Source organism: Shewanella sp. SM20, assembly GCF_025654545.1.
In the GTDB taxonomy this organism is placed as follows: domain Bacteria; phylum Pseudomonadota; class Gammaproteobacteria; order Enterobacterales; family Shewanellaceae; genus Shewanella; species Shewanella oncorhynchi.
The window spans coordinates 1-16620 of the sequence record NZ_JAKKRK010000004.1 but is presented as its reverse complement, the minus strand read 5'-3'; the positions used below and the strand labels follow the sequence as shown (position 1 = coordinate 16620).

Genomic DNA, 16620 nt, shown 5'->3' with positions numbered 1-16620 from the left:
GATAAAACATCGGTCCTGTGTGTTACTAAGGTTTTTCTGTTACTCGACCTGACATACGCCAGCCATAAATACCATCGGCCATATGACGCACACCTGTGTAACCTAGCTTCATGGTTTCTCTCGCCGCCATATTGCTGCTGGTGCAAAGGCGGTTAGCGCAGTAAAACACCATGACTGCATCTTTATTCTTTGGAAGTAACTCTCTCCAATTCTGAACATTGAAAAAAACTGCTCCGGGGATAAAACCTTCTGCCCATATCTCCAGTGTATTTACGTCGAAAAAATAAACGCCTTGTTTGCCGACTAAGGTTTCCGCTTCCATCATCGAAATGGGATTTAATTGGATTTCGTTATAGGGCACTTCAGACATTTCTGAACCACCACCGGCGATGACTGGCATCGCAGTCACGCCTAAGGCCAACACCATCAATATTCGGCTTACACTTTGACGAAGCATGTTATGCATAATTAGGCTCTCATATTCCCCGACACCCAAAGGTGTCGGGGATAACTAGGACTCAAGTTAAACTATATTTTCTTCGCACTCAGCGCATTACCATCAATGATTGCTTGGGCTTGGGTCACATAGGTCAAGGCGGCATCTAAGCGTTTTTGTGAGTAACGCGCACCATGAACACCCCATGAACCATCGGCTTTAATCAGCTTGAGGACATCTTGAGCTTTATCGGTCAACAACAGCACTTGCGTCTTATCTTCTACCGATAACTTCGCCATATTGGGCGACTTATCGATGCTAATAAGGGCTTTTTCTACTTTGGCATAGGTTTCTTTCACTGGTTTTTGCCACTTCTGAACTTTGCCGTAGATTTGCTGTTGATCTTTAAAGTGCAGACCCTCACCCAACTTAGATTGGAATTGGCTATGGCAACCTTTGTTATCCACTACATCGTGATCAGAAGCGGAAGTACGAGCACAGGTCCACATGAGATCGAGGTAGTTATGGCCATTTTCGTCCTTCGCCACAGTCCAGCCCTTAGTGGATGAGTCGCGAGACTTACCTTCAGGTGGGTTAAGTGTCTTACGCAATGGATCAACATCGATTTTCCACATGTGCGACTTACGAACGTTGTCGAAACCGGCCATATCAGGGAACTGGATCGCGGTGAAGTTTTCACAACTACCCATGTTTGGCATATGACAGCTTTGACAAGTTTGTTTACTGTGGGTTTTGGTATTACTCGCAATTTCAGCCTGTGCCGTATGGCAATCGGTACATTCTTTGATGAGTTTTGGTTTAGTAATACCGGATTTCCAATCACCATCAGTCACTTCGTGTGGATCATGACAGGTAGAACAACGCATACCCTTATCGTAGTGAGACGAGGCAAACATTTGCGAACCTTCTGTACCACAAGATGGGCACGAAGATTTCATCTTCACGTTAAAGGCATATTCCAGTTTTTCTTTACCCTGTGGGGTTTGCGCAAGTTCTTCTACGAAGTTAAAACGCTGGTGACAACGCTCACAGTTAGAAGGCATACCACCACCGATACCGCCGTCTAAATGACCACCTGCGCCATGACACTCTTCACAGGTAATACCGAGTGACACTGTATGTTTTTGGAGCTCTTTAGGATTACCAAGGGCTGCAAAAAACTCATCTTTAGTTTTAAAATCAAACTTAAAGGTGTGGCACATTTCGCAATAGGAACTCGCAGGTTGGAATAAGAATTCCTTCTCGTATTTAGCACCATAGGAGCTCATACCCCATTGGTGTGAACCACTCGCGCCAAAATCTTCCATTTTAGTTGGAAATTCAGGAATAACTTTCTGAATTTTCTTCGCCATTTCAGGGGTTAACCATTCAGCCCAACCACGGGAGAATTGGTTACCACCGGCGACCATAGTGCCAGTACCATCTTTGAGTAAACCGTCTTTCACATGGAAAGTACCGCGTACTAAGTAGCTATCGATAAAGCCGTATTTGGTTCTTGGTGTTCCCACCGTCGCATAAATTGCATCAGGGGTAATGCCGTCTGGCAGGATAGAAGTATCCTTAGTGCCATACATGGTTTTGTTTAAATCGTTATCGACTTCGGGATGACTCCCCGGAAAACGTAAGGTTTTTGAATGACGTGAACGTTTCCACTTTTCATATTGTGGACCGTGGCACTCACCACATTTTTCAGGACCAACAAACTTATTTGGGAAATCCAAAATCGACTTGGCACCGAGGCGATATTGCAATGCCATAGGGCGATTGCCCTCTTGATGTTGGCTATATTTTTGGCTATCACCACCGTGTAAGTATTCTTCACCACGGTCACTGACCTTATAGGTTCCTTTTAAACGACCTTGCTCGGCATATTTAAATACCGGATGATTTTCAAAAAGAAAATCAAACAACTCTTTTTCCTGAACAATATAATCCTGCAGTGTTCTTACACCACGGGATTCTAGTGTTAGATCGGGATTAGCCATAATTCCCTGAGCTTCCGCACTCATTTGTTTATTACCATAGCCAGGCTTTACCTCGCCCGGTTTAGCATCGGATGCTATTCCGGCCACACTGACGATAGTACCTAAACAAAACAGCACGCTGAGTGCTATTTTGGATTTCCATCGTTTCATCATTCACTCCTAATTATCATTAGTTTTTTATTTTCTACTGAACCTAACTGCTCACTGAACGACATAAACAATTGACCAGTTACAGCATGGTGGAGGCAAAAAACCATTAAAAATCAGAGCTAGAGCACACTAAATTCCCGCTGATAAATCAAGATGAATAAAATCAATTAAAATAAATTAAATACAATAACTTACAAATTTAATGTCATTTATTTTTTAGAAGTTAAAAAGCACATTTCAGTTATAAAAAAAACTAAAAATGCATTTGATTTTTCAAAAAAAATATCAAGCGTAAAAAGGAATGATTTAATAACGGATAAGATCACATTATTAAATGCAAAACTCGACTAATCTTAAAATCAACAGTGATTAAACCTCGTGATTAAACTGACTTTTTCCAACAAGGTCTTATATGTAAATTTAAAATTACAAGAAAACAACTCAAGTTGATGAGCGAACTTAATAAAAATCAGCATGTGAAAATCACACGGGTAAAATAGCCAACTGTAAACACTATATTACCGCGACCACATTATTCTAAGGCATAATAAATGACAACTATGCTTCCAGAAATTGGACATATATTACTGATCATCAGTAGCGTATTGGCATTATTTTCTGCAACACTGACCTTAATTGGTGTTAAGCAGAATAATGCCTATCTGGTGGGATTAAGCCCGACACTCTTTAGAGCCATATTTACCTCAGTATTTACTTCACTTCTTTGCTTAATTTATTGCTTTATGACTGATGATTTTTCTGTTGCTTATGTCGCAAACCACTCGAATAGCCAATTAGCCTTGGGTTATAAAGTGGCCGCCGTTTGGGGCAGCCACGAAGGGTCAATGCTGTTTTGGATATTTGCGATTGCCCTTTGGGGCGCGATCATCAGTTATCGCATAAAGATGGCGGATTGCACTCAAGATAAGGCCAGCGATAAATACCAAGACGCCCTGTATTTTGCGAGGCTGTTGGCCATTTTGGCATTAGTGATCCTTGGTTTTAACCTATTTTTACTCTTTACCTCTAATCCCTTTGCCCGCTTATTACCTAACATTCCGATTGAAGGGCGAGATCTTAACCCCATTTTGCAAGACATAGGACTCATACTGCACCCCCCCATGCTCTTTCTTGGCTATGTAGGCCTTACGGTTTGCTTTGCCGCAGCGTTAGCATCACTGCTCGGTGGTGGTTTTAATACTCGCCAAATTAGCTATTTACGACCTTGGGTATTATTAGCGTGGGTGTTTCTAACGGGCGGCAATGCCTTTGGATCTTGGTGGGCCTATAACGAACTGGGTTGGGGTGGTTGGTGGTTTTGGGATCCTGTCGAAAATGCCTCCTTTATTCCTTGGCTTGTGGCAACAGCATTAGTGCATTCCCTCATTCTCACTCAACGTACTCATGGCTTTAAACTGACGACTTTACTGCTGTGCTTATTGGCATTTTCACTCAGTTTACTCGGCAGCTTTTTGGTGCGTTCCGGCATAGTGCAATCAGTACATGCCTTTGCCGCCGATCCGACCCGTGGCATGTCAATCCTCTGCTTATTAGTGATTTTTGTTGGGGCTGCGTTACTCATTTTTGCACTCAAAGCCCATCATTTAAAACAGGATGTGACTTTCGCGCTTTTCAGTAAGGAAACGCTGTTACTGCTCGGGATCGTTATCTTAGTCGTAGCAGCGTTTTCCGTATTACTCGGTACATTTTACCCTTTGATCTATGAGCTGCTCGATTTAGGTACACTTTCAGTGGGGGCCCCTTATTTCAACGCTATATTTGTCCCCCTCACTTTCTTGCTTGTCCTGTTAATGGGCATTGCGCCCTTAGTGCAATGGCAAATAGCGCAATGGCAAAATGCCTCAAAGACTCGTATTACTTCCCTGCTCATTCCTAGCCTAGTGATATTAGCCGTCGCAGGCTGGGTAAGCTTACAAGCCGCCTCGGGCAGTAGCTTATTTTTACTCCTTGGCACTGCCGCAGCACTTTGGTTGCTGGTGTGTTTATTGCTCACGATATTGGTAGCCTCGGGATTGGGTAGACGAGTATATGCCCATCAATTAACCCAAAACCGCAGTGAGCACGGCTTAAATCCTCCCGTTAAGTCATCAAAACAAGGGTTTGTCGCCATGCTATTCGCCCACTTTGGGGTGGCTATCACTATTATTGGTGCAACATCCGTCTCTTTTTTTGAACAGGAAGCCCTACTGCGAATGGGGCCTGGTCAAGGTAAGCCTTTGGCGAGTTATATCTTAGTGTATGAAAGCACTGAGAATGTTGAAACCAACAGCTTTACCGCCATTCAGGCCAATATCTGTATCCGCGATGCCGCGAATGATGAACGGGTTTTAGGCTATATCACACCACAACGCCAAACCTTTAAAAGCAATGGGATGGAAATGTCCCACGCGGGTATCGACCACGGTTTATGGCGGGATATTTATGTGTCCATGGGGCTGCAATTAAGTGACAGCGAATATCTTATCCGCATCAGCTATAAACCCCTTGCGAGTTGGATCTGGCTGGGCGCCATATTAATGATGCTAGGTGGGGCGATTGCCGCTTGGCCTACTCGCCATTTTAGCTATCAAGCTGATTTAACAACCTTAGTTAACCTATCCCATCACAAACCACAGGAGACACTTGCCTAATGAATCCAATATTGCGCTTTTTAGTCTTACTGCTCCCTATCTCCTTATGTGGGATAGGTATCCCATGCTTATCCGTAGCGCAAACTCAGCCCATATCAAGCCTTTCCTACCAGCAACAGGCAATAGATATCAGTAAAGTGCTGCGTTGCCCTATGGCGACGAATCAAAGCCTATTTGAATCACAGGCGCCAATCGCCCACGAGCTCAAAGCACAAATATTCTCGATGCTGGAACAGGGGCAAAGCCAAGATGAGATTATCGATTTTATGGTGCAACGCTATGGTCAAAAAATCCGTTATCAACCTGAATTTAAGGCCTCCACCTTCGCACTTTGGTTTGGGCCACTGCTGTTATTAGTGCTTGGTGTTGGGTTGTGTCTCGCATTGGTAACCCGTAGAAAAACACAAACGACTATTTGAAGTAAAGGATAACCAGATGAAATTACAATATTTTCCCTTTGTTCTACTGGCGTGTTTGGGTCTGTTTTCTAATAGCAGCTCAGCCCACTCACTAGACAATAAACTCTACAGTACGGGAGAGCCCCTCCCTAAGCCCCTTGTGATGACTGGTTTTATAGAAATGCAGCACGCACGCGGCGTACCAGAAGTTCCCTTTATTGATGAATCAGGACAAACCCAAACCCTAAAACAGCACCAAGGAAAATTGGTTTTAGTTAATCTTTGGGCAACCTGGTGCGCCCCCTGTTTAAGGGAAATTCCAGAACTCCAAAAACTTAAGCAGCAGTATCAAGGGAAGAATATCGCCATCATTCCAATCTCTATCGATGAAGAATCTAAAGATGTACGCCCTTTTCTTAACCAACATGGCTTTAGCGGCTATGCCACTTGGCTTGACCCGGAGCAAAACATAGAACAAATCATTCCCGCGAATGTCGTACCCGCCAGTTATATTTTTGATGCTAAAGGTAATCTTGTCGGTTTTGTGCGGGGATATCTCGATTGGGCTGATAAAGACGTTGGCCCTTATCTTGATCAACTGATTGCAAAATACGGCCAATAATCACCAAGTAACACAGGCTCACAATATATTTCTCCATTCGGTCATCCGCCAAAATTTACCGAAACCCGCTGCCGCCTATTTGGCTGCGGGTATTTTTATCTCTGCCCCATCTTTGTATTCTGCGACGCATTTCTTTAAAATTGCCGCCAAACTCTTTATTTCAAGGCAAATCAGATGAAACTCACCCGCTTAACTCAACCTATTTATGACCACTTATATCGTGATATCAGTGAGTTTCGTAGCACCTTCGACTTGCCCGTTAATGATGTTGATTCTTTAGATGACAAGGCCGACACCTTACATACTTCACTGATTATTGAGGAGTTAACTGAACTTGCAGAAGCCGATAGCCGTATCGAACAGGCCGATGCCATAGTCGATTCTGTATACGTGTTAATGGGGCGTTTGGTGCATTTAGGCGCACAGGCCATGACCGACAGACTCGAAATCAGTTACCTGATTGACTTGTTGCTTTGCGTGGCTCAAAACCGTGAAATCGACTTTATTAGCTGCTGGGATGAAGTCCACTCGAGCAATATGAGTAAAGTGTGCCGTAACGAGCAAGAACTTGCCGAGACCATAGCCTTCTATGCCAAGCAAGGTGTTGAAATTGTCGGTAGTCAGCAAGGTGATTTCATCATAGCGAAATGCGCTAAAGATGTGGAAATGGCAGGTAAAGTGGTTCGCCAAGGTAAGGTACTAAAATCGGTTTACTACCGCCCAGCGGATCTGACAACACTGGTTAAAGCCTAGATTTTATAGCTTTTTTAAGAGCCTGTTATTTGCAGGCTCTTATTTCGCCAAGGCAATTATCTCGCCTAAGCGATTATCCAGCAGTAATGACTTTTCAGCGTGTGTTTTAACGAGGCAATCCGTATGAATCCAGCAAAAGTCGTGCGTGCTGAGGTTAAGCAATTGACTGATTTACCAAATATTGGCAAAGCTTGTGCGGCGGATTTACGTTTGCTTGGCATAGATAAGCCTGAGCAACTGCTGGGGCAAAATCCCTACGACTTGTATCGAACCCTGTGTAACAAAACGGGCAAAAGACACGACCCCTGTATGCTCGATGTGTTTATCTCCATCACCCGTTTTATGGCAGGTGAAGATCCTAAACCTTGGTGGTTTTACACCGATGAGCGCAAAAATACCTTAGAGAAATGATGCTTTAGCGACTATCTATCCGCCTGTTTATCCAATGGTATCGTTTCGGGCTCTTCCCTTAACCACTCACGCCAAATGGCCACCAGCAGGGCCATCAATACAGGACCAACAAACAAACCGACAAAACCCATGGTTTTTACGCCGCCGATCAGACCGAAAAAAGTCGGTAAGAAAGGCAATTTAATCGGCCCACCGACAAGATTAGGCCTTAAGGTTTTATCGACAATAAACAGCTCTATGCTGCCCCAAAGAAACAAGCCGACACCCGCCGTCATATCGCCAGTGCCGACAAGATAGAGTGAAATCAAGGTAAACATGGTTGGCGCGCCGCCGGGAACCAAGGCCATAAAGGCGGTTAACACCCCAAAAGCCACGGCCGAAGGTACTCCCGCAATCCAATAGGCAATCCCCAGCACTATGCCCTCACCAATTGCGATAAGCGTCATACCTATCACGGTAGAACTGACTGTTGCAGGCACCACACGGGAAAAACTATGCCAGCGAGCAGGCAACACTCGCTCACCCACGATATCCAACTGTTTAGCCACTTGCGGACCATCTTTATAGAGGAAAAACAAAGTGATCAGCATAAAAAGTAAGGTCAATAACAACCCTAAAGTATTCCAACCCAATTGCAGCACCCAACGGGAAATGCCACTCAAATTCTGGCCACTAATGGCACTGATAATTTGGCCTAATTCATGGGGTTCACCAATAAACTGCTGCCATTGCAGGGTTAACCATTCACCCATCCAAGGTAAATCTTTGATCCACAAGGGCACGGGCGAACCGTGTTGGTTAGTAAACACCAACCAATCAACCCAAGTTCTAATCTCTTGTAACGCATAGGAAAATACAAACACAAGCGGAATAATCAGCCCGAGCACAATACAACATAGGGCAATGGTTGCCGCCAACGCCGAGCGACCACCGCATTTTGCCAATAGTTTTTGATAGAGAGGCCAACTTGAAAAACACACAATCAATGCAGCTAAGGCGGGCACTAAAAAATCGATAAAAAAGAATACGCCAGCACACAAGAGCAAAACCAACAAACTACGACCAATAGCGGCATTACTGAAAATCGGCGTCATAGTGCTAAAACCCCCCACAATAAAATTCAACGATAAAATGGAAAACACTCTGCATTACACCAAACAAGGTTAACGCTTAACCAACTCGTTCTACGAATCAGTTTATTGCGCAGTGCTTCCCATGGGCAATGACTTTAACACCGAATATTGAGCTGTGTATCTATTCAATCTTTGAAGACAAAAAGCCTTTGGATATCTATCAAAGGCCTAACATTTGGAATGAGCTTATTGAGCCGAAAGCTGCTCAACTACTTTCTCTGGCTGGCTAAAATCGGTAATACGCTGAATAACTTTACCATCCTTAACCCACAGTAAAGTAGGAATATTGCGGATTTTAAAATGATTAAATAACACACCTAATTCATCGATACTAAAATCGACTTGAGTTTGATAAAGCTGCTTAAAATCTTCGAGCGCTTTATTGTCTGTCCACAAGTGATTGACCACACCGTGCCACGATTTATTAGGCACTTTTTGCGCGAGATTATTTAAACCTTTTTGAACGGCAATACACTCTTTAGACATTTCTGGGCGGCTATCAGCCAAATACCAATCACACCATGTTGCGGTGAAAAAAAGTAAATGCTCACCTTGTTCCCAAGGTTTCAGTAACTTAGCTGTTTGTTCAGCACTGGGTGCCTCCGTTATCTGTGCAGTCAACTCTTGGCCATTCGCCAACATATCGATAAATTTATCTAAATTGGCATCAGACTCATGGCTAGTGTAAACCACATCACCAGCACGATTGATTAATACACTATAGGGTGTACCGACCAAACCTAAAGCCACACCCAGCTCGCCTTCATTATCCAACCACACGGGCATAGTGAGCCCGAAACGCGCGATAACGTCAGCAATCTTAGGTTGCTCTTCATTAATATTGATGTTCACCGCGACGATATTAATCTTGTCCTGATATTTCTTCTGCAGGGCTTCAAAATGCGGCATTTGCTCCATACAAGGTTGGCACCAGGTTGCCCAAAACTTTAGGTATATCGGCTTGTCACCCGCAACACTGGCTAAAGTCACTTGCTGCTGATCTGGATAGGTTTTAAGTGCGATATCTTGATAGGCTTTATTGCCCGCAAACGTAGCAAAACTCATAACGGCAAGGCACATAACAATGATTTTACGTAACAACATATTGCTTTCCTTAAATCTATAGAACACTCGCACCCACGACTATGGGGCGAGTGATTTGCAGCCATTTGTACAGAAAAACATAATTTAAAAGAAGCGGCAGTCTCACCAACAACCAACCTTTAAACGACGAGTATAAACTAACAAGCCGCTAATTTAGCCATATTAAATGTAAGCCTTGATGAGCATACCAATGAGTATTAATAACCTATTCAACAATATCTTAGACCATCAAACCTAACGCCAATTGCCTCGTCAGCTCTGCGGCGGGAATCGCCTGACAGCCGGTTGCATTTTGGCCACACCAAAGTGGGCTAAAATCACCAAATCCTTGTTGTTCAGCGGCGCTTCGCAATACTGCGACGGCACTTGAGGCGAGCGGAAAATCCGGTGCGGCATTATTGATGGGGCCAAGCTCTGCCATAAAACGATTCATAATTCCACGGGCGGGTCGACCAGTGAATAAGTTAGTCAGAGCCGTATGTTGCGCCGCCTCACTTTGCAGGGCGGCGCGGTGAATATCACTGGTGGTGCATTCGGGACAGAGTAAATATGCCGTCCCCACTTGCACCGCCGAAGCGCCCATCGCCATAGCGGCGCGCACAGTCTTGGCATCGACTATGCCACCCGCTGCAATAACAGGAATATCAACGGCGGTAATGATTTGCGGCAATAGACTAAAAGTGCCTAATTGCTCGGTTAAATCATCGGATAAAAAATGCCCCCTGTGACCTCCGGCCTCTAAACCCTGCGCAATAATGGCATCCGCACCACGCGCTTCAAGCCATAGGGCTTCTTCTACAGTTGTCGCTGTCGAAATAATTTTTGAACCCCAAGACTTTATCTCCAGCAACAAATCTTCATTCGGTAAGCCAAAATGAAAACTCACCACCTCAGGTTTAAATTTAGCTAACACTTCAGCCTGGGTGCTGGTATATGGCGCGCGTTGTGCCCCCACGGTTTGGCTATCAGGATTGACACCCAACTCAGAAAAATAAGGCGCGAGTTGATTAAGCCATGCGGCTTGTTTCGCTGCTTGCGGTTCAGGTTCGTGATGACAAAAGAAGTTTACATTGATGGGCTTAGCCGTCTGGGTGCGAATATGTGTCAAGGCGGTATCTAAGGCTTCAAGGGATAACATGGCGCAGGGCAAAGATCCCAACGCCCCCGCTTGCGACACGGCAATCGCTAAGGCACTGCCCTGAACACCCGCCATCGGCGCTTGAATAATTGGTAATTCGATTCCAAATAATCGGGTTAACTGGCACGGCATACATCACCTCCTTTGACTTGTTCTCACTTGATGCTCAATCCTGATATGGCCCCGCGGCTAAACGCTGGGAGATCCACCACAGATTGCCCACGGGATCCCGCACTCCACCTTGGCGATCGCCATAGGGCATATTCGCCACTTCCATCACTAATTCACCCGCAGCGGCGAGTGCCTGAGCCACCGTTTTATCGGCATTTTCCACATATAAATAATAGGATGCGGGCATAGGCGTAAAAGCTTCACTCGCCTCACTCAACATAAATAAACAGTCGCCGATTTGCATCTGTGCATTAGCTATTTTGCCATCAGCCCGACGGGAAATATGTAGCGCTTTAGCATCAAAGGCTTGCTGTAAAAAAACCACTAAACTATCGGCATCAGCGATCATCATATACGGGCTAACCCGTGCAAATCCTGACGGAATAAACATAACGATTCCTTGTTACCTAAGCATGAAATTGATCATAAAAAACCACTATAAGCCAATGACTATAGACTAAGCACTATGGCAAAAACCAGCTGTGGCAATTAAGCCTTAAGCGTGAAATGTAAACTTAAGCATTCAGTGAACAAGTCAAAGCGTAAAGCCTGCTAATGTAAGACGACCCTACAATTTCAACCACTCTGCAGCCCATCATAAAAGTGCCATAACACTTCATGGCACTGGTTATTAAGAATAAATCAGCTTTATTTAGCATCGACTTAGCAACTATGGATCATTCATCTATGCTTAATCTATTGTTAACTTAACATGATGATCCTATGCACTTTACTGCATTCTTCGCTTACTCCCTCAGGATTTGCCTCACCTTAATCCTCTATAGTTTCGCCTTTGCAGTGCAGGCAACTTGGTATCCCGCCGATGTGATTGCTGATGGCAAAAAAACGGCATACACACCACTCACTCAAGCCAATAAACCATGGCGGATCTGTGCCTTACTTCCCCATGGTAAAGACCAATATTGGTGGGGCGTCGCCTTTGGGTTATCGCAGGAAGCCGAACGCCAAGGTGTAACTCTCGGCATTTATGATGCTGGAGGATATGACAATATTGAGCAACAAAAACAACAACTCTATGATTGCCAAGCCCTCAAAGCTCAAGCCTATATTATTGCTGCGAATACGGCTGATGGACTGATTGCGGATATCGAACAACTCTCTGCTGCGGGCATTCCTGTTATTGATTTAGTGAATGGTATCGCGACCGACAAACTCACGAGTCGCTCCTTAGTCAGCTTTGAAGATATGTCTGCGGCGGCGATTGAGTATATTGCATCGCAGCAACGAGACCCTGTCGATAAAGCGCCTGCGAAACTTAAAGTTGCTTGGTTTCCAGGGCCTAAGGACGCCTCTTGGGTTATGGCGGCGGAACAAGGATTTAGGCGGGCGGCAACCAAACAAGAGTTCGACACAATTGAAGGAGGGTTTGGCACTACGGAGTTATTTATTCAAGCTGATTTAGTGCGAAAAGTGCTTACTAAACAAAGTGTAGATTATGTGATCGCCAATGCAGTTGCCGCCACTTTCGCGGCGCGCTATTTAGACGGGCGTAGGAATAAAACGGGAAAGGTCATCGCGTTCTACTCGAATGCACAGACCATAGAATTAGTGCAGAAAAAACAGTTACTCGCGACGGTCAGCGACTCACCAGTATTGCAGGCTCGGATTGCCATCGATCTCGCAATACGCGCACTCGAAGGTGCGCCTTATCCCCACAAAGTGAGCCCAGTTATCAAGGTTATCTCCCAAGACAACATCCACCAGATTGATTTAGAACAAATATTAGCGCCACAGAATCAGTGGATGATCCATCAGGATCTTCCACAACAAAAATGATGCTCACTAAACTAAATAATCGGCGCCCAGCCCAACAAATAATGCGAGTCCAGCCCAATTGTTATTGAGAAACGCTTTAAAACAAGGGGCTCGTTCGCGATCAAAGATCAGCATTTGCTGGTAAGTACTAAAGCCGACAAAAGTCAGTAAACCTAGGCCATAGAGTAAACCACGATCGGCGCTCCAACCGGCGGCGATAAAACAAGCCAGCGCAGCAAGCTGAAATAAACCTATGATTTGGCGGTCATATTTACCGAACAAAATTGCAGTGGATTTAATGCCCACCTTTAAATCATCATCCCTATCGACCATGGCATACATGGTATCGTAGGCGACAGTCCAAAACCAATTGGCCGCAAATAACCACCAAGCCTCGATGGGTACTTCACCCGTCTGCGCGGCGTAAGCCATAGGGATAGACCAACTCCACACCACGCCTAGAAACATCTGCGGCATATTGGTGATGCGTTTAGTGAAGGGATAAATGATCGTGAGGATAATACCAACAACGGATAATTTAACCACTAATCCATTGAGTAATAAGACTAAACCAAAAGCAGATAAACCTAAAACGACGAACAATATCAAGGCTTCTTTAGTGCTGATTTCACCACTGGCCAGCGGCCGAGATTTAGTACGTTCCACAAAAGAGTCAAGATCGCGATCGGCATAGTCGTTAATAATGCAGCCACAGGCACGCATGATCACCACGCCAATAATAAAGATGATCAATACCTTAAAATCGGGCATACCACCCGCCGCTAACATCAGCGCCATCAAGCATGGCCACATCAGCAATAGCGTACCTATGGGACGGTCGATTCGAGTAAGACGGGAATACACATCCCACTTCTGCTTTAAATTCATTAACTAGGTACTCCCAATACCCTCAAGTTTCCACTCGGTTTCAGGATTAGCATCATATACCCATGCTTCTCCCGATGCGAATTTACGCCCTGAAAGCGTGTCATAAAAAGCTGACATTCATCGCGTTCAGGGCTGGTATTAAAGCGCCTCTAACCGAGCGTAAGCCACCACTAACCACTTGCTGCCAAAGTCAGTAAAGCTCACTTGTACTCGCCCTTGGGCACCGCTGCCCTCAAAGTTGGTCACTTTACCTTCACCAAATTTAGGGTGATTGACTCGTTGGCCGACGTTAAAACCCGTATCGTTTGTGGCAGCCGATTTTTGGGCGCTGAAACGATTATTCGCCATCGGCGTTGAAACCTGCGCCTTAAGACGGATTTCATCCACATATTGCGGCGGGATCTCTTTGATAAAACGCGACGGCCGAGCGTAATCTTCGCGGCCATAAATGCGCCGCGATTCGGCATAGGTTATGTAGAGTTTTTCCATGGCGCGGGTCATGCCCACATAGCAGAGACGGCGTTCTTCATCGAGTCTATCGCCCTCTTCGAGCGCCATTTTACTCGGGAAAATCCCTTCTTCGACACCCGCCATAAACACCATAGTGAACTCTAACCCTTTGGCAGAATGCAGCGTCATTAGCTGCACCGCATCGGTAAAGGCATCGGCTTGGCCCTCGCCCGCTTCGAGCGCCGCGTGGGATAGGAAACCGTTAAGTTCGCCCATGTCCTCCAGCTCTTCTGGTATTTCGAAAGTACGCGCCGCAGTGACGAGTTCTTCTAAGTTTTCGATTCTAGCGTGGGCTTTTTCGCCCTTTTCGGCTTCATACATGGCCTTAAGGCCCGACGCTTGGATCACTGTATCGGCCATGCGATACAGCACCATATCTTGGGTGTCTTCACGCAGTGTCATGATTAAGTCCATGAAACCACGCACAGAATTTGCTGCGCGGCCCGCGAGCACTTTCTCGTCGAGTAAACGCACACTCGCCTGCCACAGGGTTAACTCATGCTGGCGCGCGGTGGAGCGCAAAATATCTAAAGTACGATCGCCAATGCCACGGGGCGGCGTGTTAACTACACGCTCAAACGCCGCATCGTCGTCTTTGTTATTAATCAGCCGCAGGTAACCCATGGCATCTTTAATTTCTTGGCGTTCGAAGAAGCGTAAACCGCCGTAGATGCGATAGGCTAAGCCTTTGTGTAATAAGGCTTCTTCCAATACCCGCGATTGAGCGTTAGAACGATATAAAATCGCACAATCACTGAGGTTGCCGCCCTTTTCGTGCCAATCATTAATTCGACCGACGATAAAGCGCGCCTCATCCATTTCATTAAAGGCACAATAGAGCGAAATCGGATCGCCATCGGCTTCATCTGTCCACAGCTCTTTGCCCATACGTTCTGGGTTATTGGCGATTAAGGCGTTGGACGCTTTAAGAATATTGCCCTTAGAGCGATAGTTTTGCTCGAGGCGAATCGTAGTCGCACTCGGGAAATCTTTTAAGAATCGGTGTAGGTTTTCAACCTGAGCACCACGCCAACCGTAAATCGATTGGTCGTCATCACCGACTATCATCACATTGGCAGTTTGACCAGCAAGCACGCGGATCCACGCATATTGGATCGCGTTGGTATCTTGGAACTCGTCCACCAAAATATGCTTAAATCTGTCTTGATAATGGGCCAACAAGTGCGGCTTATTGAGCCATAACTCATGGGCACGTAATAGGATTTCGGCAAAATCGACTAAACCCGCGCGGTCGCAAGACTCTTGGTAGACCTGATAGATTTTTAGCAGATTCTGCTCAAGCGGAAAACCGCCCGCATCGATATGTTTAGGGCGTAATCCTTGGTCTTTTTTACCATTGATATAACCCTGAGCTTGGCGTGGAGGATATTGTTTCTCATCCAAATTCAAGCTTTTAAGAATACGTTTGATCAAGCGCACTTGATCGTCAGAATCAAGAATTTGGAAGCTTTGCGGTAAACCCGCATCTTGGAAGTGAGTGCGCAACAAGCGATGCGCCAAGCCGTGGAAAGTCCCAATCCACATGCGGCCCATATTGGTGCCAGCGACTTTTTCAACTCGCTCGCGCATCTCAGCCGCAGCTTTATTGGTAAACGTCACCGCAAGAATCGAGTAAGGACTCTGCTGTTCAACCTGCATCAGCCACGCAATGCGGTGGGTCAACACCCGAGTTTTACCACTGCCCGCGCCCGCCAACACTAACATGCTAGATTGCGGTGCCGCGACAGCCTCGCGCTGCTTATCATTCAGGCCGTCTAGTAAAGAAGATACGTCCATTCTCGCCTCCAAAAAATCGAGGGGGCATTATAACAGAAGAAAACCCGCCTGCGCGTTTGATCCACAAGACGAGAGCCATAAGGTGAGTGATATGTTGCCCCATCTTGCTTTGCGCTTGTATTGTAATGACGACATTGATTAAGCACTGTCATTCCCGCAATACTTGTGGGCGGGAATCCAGCTTTTCGGTAACAGATCTTTGTTTTTAGAGTAGGAATTGAACAAATGCAAGGCTGTATTAATTGCTCATAGAAAGAGTGTTCATCATTCTGTTTCAGCGATTAAGCACTGTCATTCCAGTGACTCGCCGTAAATATATCCCTATAGGCTCGACGACGGCATCCATGCCGTCAACGGTCACTTCCATGACAGTGCTTAATCTTGCCAACCCCTACAGTAATCTGAACCCCTTCTTACAAGCATGCACTCCCCCCTGTGTCAGGATTGTTGTCACCCCTTAAAATCATCCAATAATTAAATAAAGGGGGCGGTCAATGAGAGCTCAATGGAACGATATTCACCTGAACGTAAAGACGCTGTCTTAAAGAAATTATTACCTCCCCACAATATGACGGTCACGGAAGTGGCTCGCAGTGAGGGGATCTCCTACCAAACCCTGTATCATTGGCGAGATAAAGCCAAAAAAGAGGGTCGCCCTGTGCCAGGTAAAACATTA

The 16620-nt window shown here is 45.5% G+C and carries 15 protein-coding genes; 7 read left to right on the top strand and 8 right to left on the bottom strand.

Going from position 1 to position 16620, the window contains the following annotated elements; translation table 11 throughout:
• Positions 1-25: 25 nt before the first annotated feature.
• Positions 26-466 carry a rhodanese-like domain-containing protein gene (locus L5M18_RS02790; protein ID WP_028761786.1) on the bottom strand — a complete coding sequence of 147 codons (441 nt, stop codon included), beginning with the start codon at positions 464-466 and terminating at the stop codon, positions 26-28.
• A 62-nt stretch (positions 467-528) separates the two neighbouring features.
• A complete protein-coding gene (sirA, locus tag L5M18_RS02785; RefSeq protein ID WP_113939219.1) occupies positions 529-2592 on the bottom strand; it encodes a dissimilatory sulfite reductase SirA in 2064 nt (687 codons plus the stop codon).
• A 551-nt stretch (positions 2593-3143) separates the two neighbouring features.
• On the opposite strand from sirA, the gene L5M18_RS02780 reads away from it, so the two are divergent.
• The 5 genes from L5M18_RS02780 (at position 3144) to L5M18_RS02760 (ending at position 7427) form a co-directional block, all read left to right on the top strand.
• Entirely contained in the window at positions 3144-5243 is a 2100-nt protein-coding gene (locus tag L5M18_RS02780; protein WP_263195899.1) for a heme lyase CcmF/NrfE family subunit, read from the top strand.
• Positions 5243-5662, top strand: a complete 420-nt coding sequence (locus L5M18_RS02775) for a cytochrome c-type biogenesis protein CcmH (RefSeq protein ID WP_263195898.1) — start codon at positions 5243-5245, stop codon at positions 5660-5662. Before L5M18_RS02780 ends, L5M18_RS02775 begins: the two co-directional genes overlap by 1 nt.
• A 16-nt stretch (positions 5663-5678) precedes the next feature.
• Entirely contained in the window at positions 5679-6263 is a 585-nt protein-coding gene (locus L5M18_RS02770) for a TlpA family protein disulfide reductase (protein ID WP_263195897.1), read from the top strand.
• 174 nt (positions 6264-6437) lie between these two features.
• Entirely contained in the window at positions 6438-7016 is a 579-nt protein-coding gene (locus tag L5M18_RS02765; protein ID WP_105250355.1) for a nucleoside triphosphate pyrophosphohydrolase family protein, read from the top strand.
• A 123-nt stretch (positions 7017-7139) separates the two neighbouring features.
• Complete coding sequence (locus L5M18_RS02760; protein WP_263195896.1) at positions 7140-7427, top strand: helix-hairpin-helix domain-containing protein; 288 nt, start codon at positions 7140-7142, stop codon at positions 7425-7427.
• An 11-nt stretch (positions 7428-7438) separates the two neighbouring features.
• Here the strand turns inward: L5M18_RS02760 and L5M18_RS02755 are convergent, their stop codons facing one another.
• The 4 genes from L5M18_RS02755 to L5M18_RS02740 form a co-directional block, all read right to left on the bottom strand.
• Positions 7439-8521 carry an AI-2E family transporter gene (locus L5M18_RS02755; RefSeq protein WP_113939224.1) on the bottom strand — a complete coding sequence of 361 codons (1083 nt, stop codon included), beginning with the start codon at positions 8519-8521 and terminating at the stop codon, positions 7439-7441.
• A gap of 225 nt (positions 8522-8746) precedes the next feature.
• Positions 8747-9664: a TlpA family protein disulfide reductase gene (locus L5M18_RS02750; RefSeq protein ID WP_263195895.1), complete on the bottom strand. Its 918-nt coding sequence runs from the start codon at positions 9662-9664 to the stop codon at positions 8747-8749.
• A 220-nt stretch (positions 9665-9884) separates the two neighbouring features.
• A complete protein-coding gene (locus tag L5M18_RS02745; protein ID WP_263195894.1) occupies positions 9885-10934 on the bottom strand; it encodes an NAD(P)H-dependent flavin oxidoreductase in 1050 nt (349 codons plus the stop codon).
• Between the two features lie 34 nt (positions 10935-10968).
• Positions 10969-11364 (bottom strand): VOC family protein, encoded by a 396-nt coding sequence (locus L5M18_RS02740; protein ID WP_131524224.1) that lies wholly within the window; start codon positions 11362-11364, stop codon positions 10969-10971.
• 332 nt (positions 11365-11696) lie between these two features.
• On the opposite strand from L5M18_RS02740, the gene torT reads away from it, so the two are divergent.
• Complete coding sequence (torT, locus tag L5M18_RS02735; protein WP_263195893.1) at positions 11697-12770, top strand: TMAO reductase system periplasmic protein TorT; 1074 nt, start codon at positions 11697-11699, stop codon at positions 12768-12770.
• Positions 12771-12776: 6 nt separating this feature from the next.
• Here the strand turns inward: torT and ubiA are convergent, their stop codons facing one another.
• Entirely contained in the window at positions 12777-13637 is an 861-nt protein-coding gene (gene ubiA / locus L5M18_RS02730) for a 4-hydroxybenzoate octaprenyltransferase (RefSeq protein ID WP_263148572.1), read from the bottom strand.
• A 138-nt stretch (positions 13638-13775) separates the two neighbouring features.
• Positions 13776-15944: a DNA helicase II gene (gene uvrD, locus L5M18_RS02725; protein WP_263195892.1), complete on the bottom strand. Its 2169-nt coding sequence runs from the start codon at positions 15942-15944 to the stop codon at positions 13776-13778.
• Positions 15945-16449: 505 nt separating this feature from the next.
• Here uvrD and L5M18_RS02720 point away from each other — a divergent pair.
• A partial coding sequence (locus L5M18_RS02720) for a transposase (RefSeq protein WP_263190459.1) occupies positions 16450-16620 on the top strand: 171 nt, incomplete at its 3' end.